Annotated in this window: 2 protein-coding genes and 1 pseudogene; 1 reads left to right on the forward strand and 2 read right to left on the reverse strand. The window is 61.1% G+C overall.

Annotated elements, in window-relative coordinates; all coding sequences use genetic code 11:
* Positions 1 to 364, reverse strand: a pseudogene (locus GS429_RS17465) (ISH6 family transposase); the annotation flags it as partial.
* Between the two features lie 69 nt (positions 365 to 433).
* Here GS429_RS17465 and GS429_RS17470 point away from each other — a divergent pair.
* Complete coding sequence (locus GS429_RS17470) at positions 434 to 922, forward strand: hypothetical protein (RefSeq protein WP_160066634.1); 489 nt, start codon at positions 434 to 436, stop codon at positions 920 to 922.
* A gap of 676 nt (positions 923 to 1,598) precedes the next feature.
* Here the strand turns inward: GS429_RS17470 and GS429_RS17475 are convergent.
* Entirely contained in the window at positions 1,599 to 3,398 is a 1,800-nt protein-coding gene (locus tag GS429_RS17475) for a hypothetical protein (protein ID WP_160066635.1), read from the reverse strand.
* Positions 3,399 to 4,060: the final 662 nt, after the last annotated feature.

A 4,060-nucleotide genomic window follows, 5' to 3' on the forward strand; every position in this document is an offset into this window, starting at 1 on the left:
CCTCTTGATAGATGCGTTGTCCGTCGAATTCGACGAGGTCCTCGAGTGGCCGGAAGTAGGTTGGATCGTCCTCAGTGGCAGCGGGATCTTTGACGTGGTGGAGCGTGAATTCGTGTTCTCCAGCAGTTGTAACGGCTGTACGTGTCGTGGTGCCAGCGCGCTGGAAACGGCGGTCGCCGTTTCCGCGCGCGTGTTTCTCCCCGCAATACGCCTCGACGAGACGCTCGTCGAGGCTTCTGACGATCTCCTTGAGGATAGTAGCCTCGAGCTGAATCTCGGTAAGAGATTCAGCGAGCGTGGCAAGCGGTAGCGTTTTGTCTGGGTCGAGACTAACTGTGAACTGCGCGTCGATTGTGGCGTGCATGGGTCACTTCGGGGTAGGTACCAGAGGTGACCCTGTTTCCACAGGAGTCAGTTACGACTCTAGACGAGTTTGGGACACGACCAAGAGAATGCGGCCAATCACGCGAAAGCGGAGTGGTTCGCGGACCTCTGGGAACACGCCGTCGCCGGTTGCGACGAGAAGCGTATCAATGTCTGCGGGGTCCACTCCTTCATCGTCATGGCGACCGACGAGGAGACGACGCTGACTATCGAGCAACTCCCGATCGACTACGACCCGGGCGAACTCGAGCAATTCGAGGGTTCAGTAATGCCACCGACCAATTGCTCGTGGTCTGTGTACGAAAACATGGACAAGTGCTATAACAACCAACTCGTCGTCACACACTACGGCGAGCATCGACGCGAGGCCGATACTGAAGACGTGCCGACGCCGACCGGGGTGTCGCTCCCGCAACTGCCACGTGCGGGCGTTCGGGGTGAGCTTGAGTTCGACGAGTCAGAGGACTTTGCGGACTACCTTGTCAACGCACTGCTCGACGATCTTGCCGACCAACTCGAGTTCGATTCAACGCACTAGTCGATTCAGGACCAGGGGATAGCAGTCGATCCCCAACTGAAACTGTTTGCACAGCGATCGGACTGTCTGCGGTTCTCACTCACTCCGTTCGTCCCGAACCGCACTCCAGTCGTGCGAGCAACTGTTCGCTGACGCTCAGCGCCCTGATGTTCAGTGGCTCCATCGCTCGGATCCGGTTTTCGATACAGTGACTCACTGATTGACTCGCACAGCGTGATGCAATTCGACGAACGGCGGGCTCCCGTCACTCCAGTACGTCCGCCCCGGAAACGGCGGTGGATCCGTAGCGGTTTCACTCGCCGATCTCGTCTCGGGGAGCTCCAAACACGCTTTCGACCCGTCCGGTAGCAGTTCCGTCTTCCGGCACTGACGCGACGTCGGCGACCGATCCCCTCGAGCGCAATTTCGTTCGGATCGGTCGGTGCTCGTCTCGAGCGGAGATCGCTGCAAACGGTGGGTACTGTGCTCCGTTTCGACTGACTCGAACAGTCCGGGGCTTTCGCTCCGTCGCTACTGACTCTGTGGAACCGGTCAAACCGACGTAAAACCGTTTCAGCGGCGACTACCGGTCGAAGTAGCGTCGCTACCAGGCGGTTGTGATGACGTATACGGCAAGAACAGCAAGAATCCGCGTCTCAAAGCGCTACCCGTTGTCAGTCGTGAGCGACCGCGTCGATCACTGGTCGCGGACGTTGTACTGGACGTCGACGGCTGCGTTGCCGCGGAGCGTGAACTCCTCGATGTCGCCGTCGAACCAGTAGGCGTCGAGCCAGTTGTCGGCCACGCCGCGAACGGCCCGTCCTTCGATCACGTCGTCTTCGTCGATCGTGGCGTCCCGATAGGTGGACTTGACGACTGCGCCACTGGTCTCGAAGGAGTACGCAGTGGGATCGTCGGCCTCGGTGCCGTCGATAACGAGCGCGTGGGGGAGCAGTTCGTGGTCACCGTACTCGACTGGCTCGATGACCTCGCCGTCGACTCTGACCTCGGCGTTGCCGTTGATGATGGTAACGTCAGTGAGTGCGCCCGAGAACCGGAACGTCTGGGTTTCGTCGGTGACGGAGCTCTGGACGGTCGACCCCGAGATCGTCGTCGCTTCGTCTTCCGGTTCGGCGTCGCCGTCGAGGTCGATCGTTCCCTCGACCGTCATCTCGAAACTCGTCGGCGTTCCCGTGCCCTCGACCTCGAGGACGTGCGGGAGGTCTTCGCCGTAGTCGGCCGGATCGACCGCTTCGTCGTTGACCAGTACCGTTGCGGGTCCGTCGACGGTGAGCGTCTCGATATCGCCGGAAAAGCGGAAGGCGTCCTTCCAGTCCGCGACGACGCCGTGGGCGACCGCGTCTTCGACCCCAGTTTCGGCGTCGATCGTCGCGCCCTCGTAGTTCGACGGCTCGACGTCGCCGTCGACGGCGAACTCGTAGCGGGTAACCCCCGATCTGTCGCCGTCGAAGAGGATGACGTTGGGTAGCTGGTCGTCCGCGTCGCCCCCGCTGGCGTCGCCGCTGCTGGAGTCGCCGGATGCGGCGTCTTCGGGGGACGTGGGAACGCCGTCGGGAATCGAGAGATCCGGATCGTTCGAGACGGCGCCGCTGACGTTGACGGTCGAGCCACTCGCGCGCTGGATGTTGCCTCGGTAGCCGCCGCTCTCGAAGTTGGCGCGGCCGGGCGAGCCGTTAGCGCCGGCGACCATCGAGTAGGGGTACGGACCGTCGGCGAAGTGCGAGTCTCGAATCGTTACGGTGCCGCCGTTCCAGACCCAGACGGGTCGACCGCTAGTTTCGCTGAAGTTGCCGTAGCCGGGACCGTAGTCGGTGTTGTCGTTGTAGGCGACGCAGTTTTCGATGACGTCGTTGCCGCTTGCACAGCGGAACGTCGTGACGCCGTTGTTCTTGCCGAAACAGGTATCGAAGCGGACGCTGCCGCCGTGGGCCGTGTTCGAACAGTAAAAGCCGTTGTTCGGGAAGCCCTGGACGTTGCAGTTGCGGAACGTCACGTTCGCGTTACTGTCGCGGTGGAGGAACGCCCCGCCGGGCCCGTGGACGAAACTCGAGCCCTCCTTGGTCGCGCCGTCGCCCATATAGATGTTCTCGAAGAGGATGTTGCCGCTGCCGGCTTTCACCGAGATCACGAAGCCGTCGCCGCGGTAGAGGCCTTTGAATCCGATGTTACGAACCTCGACGTTCCCGCCGGTGACGTACAGGGTGATGCCGTTGCCGGTCGTCAAATCGACCAGTTTGTTCTCGAAAGTCTCACCCTGTCCGAGTCTGATGGTCTGTCCGCGCGCTTCGATGACCTCGTAGTCGTCGCTGGCGGCGCTTGCGGCCGTCCCGAACGCGGCCGTTGCTGCCGTCGTTGCACCAGCCAGCTTCATGTACGAGCGCCGGTGGAGTAATCCAGTATTACCGCTGTCGTTCGTCGGCTGCTCCTCGCTGCCGACGGAACGATCGTCGTCCGCTACCGAAGGTTCGCGTGCCATGCAATCGGGTAATCTGATACTACCACCATAAACTTTCTCCCATAGTTTACTTAAAATTTACAGACGTTATATACTATCTGAATATGCTGGACTGGAATTACTCTTCTACTCTCTTGGAATTTTATAGGTGCGGACCAGTCGGAGATACTGAGGGTAATAGCGTATTACCAACAATATCGACGATAGCAGCCGCTTGGGCCGGAGGTAATAGCGTATTACCGGCTCGGACCGGTCTGCGTGCCGCTCTCGGATCGTCTGCGAACTGGTCGAGCACCCTCGTCGAGACAAACAGTTGATCGGTTGGGCGCGCGATCGACGATGCTCTCGAGCGCGGTCGAGCTAGAGAGGTGTGACCGTCTGCGAACCGTGAGAGTCGACGATTCGAGACGTGAGCAACGGTCGGTCTCGAGAAACGAGGGGGAAAATCAGCGGCGCGTGCGGAACTGCGAGGCCGAAAAACGCGTCAGGGGGGACCGTCGGAGGGACGAGGTGGGGGAGGGGTGAAAGCGTCGGCGGGGTGGGGGTGGAGGGGAGTGCGTCAGCGGGGTCGGGGAGTCAGCGCGGGAAAGCGGTCGAGTGGGAGGGGGCGTCAGCGGGATGGGGGGAGAGCGTACGGGAGGGGTGGAGGGGAACGGAGGAACTGCCCGTCGATTATTCGTTAC

Source organism: Natronorubrum halalkaliphilum (assembly GCF_009834785.1).
Taxonomy (GTDB): domain Archaea; phylum Halobacteriota; class Halobacteria; order Halobacteriales; family Natrialbaceae; genus Natronorubrum; species Natronorubrum halalkaliphilum.

Bases quoted from the DNA above. Each gene is read 5' to 3' on its own strand.
- GS429_RS17475 (WP_160066635.1), bottom strand. From the start codon at position 3,398: ATGGCACGCGAACCTTCGGTAGCGGACGACGATCGTTCCGTCGGCAGC.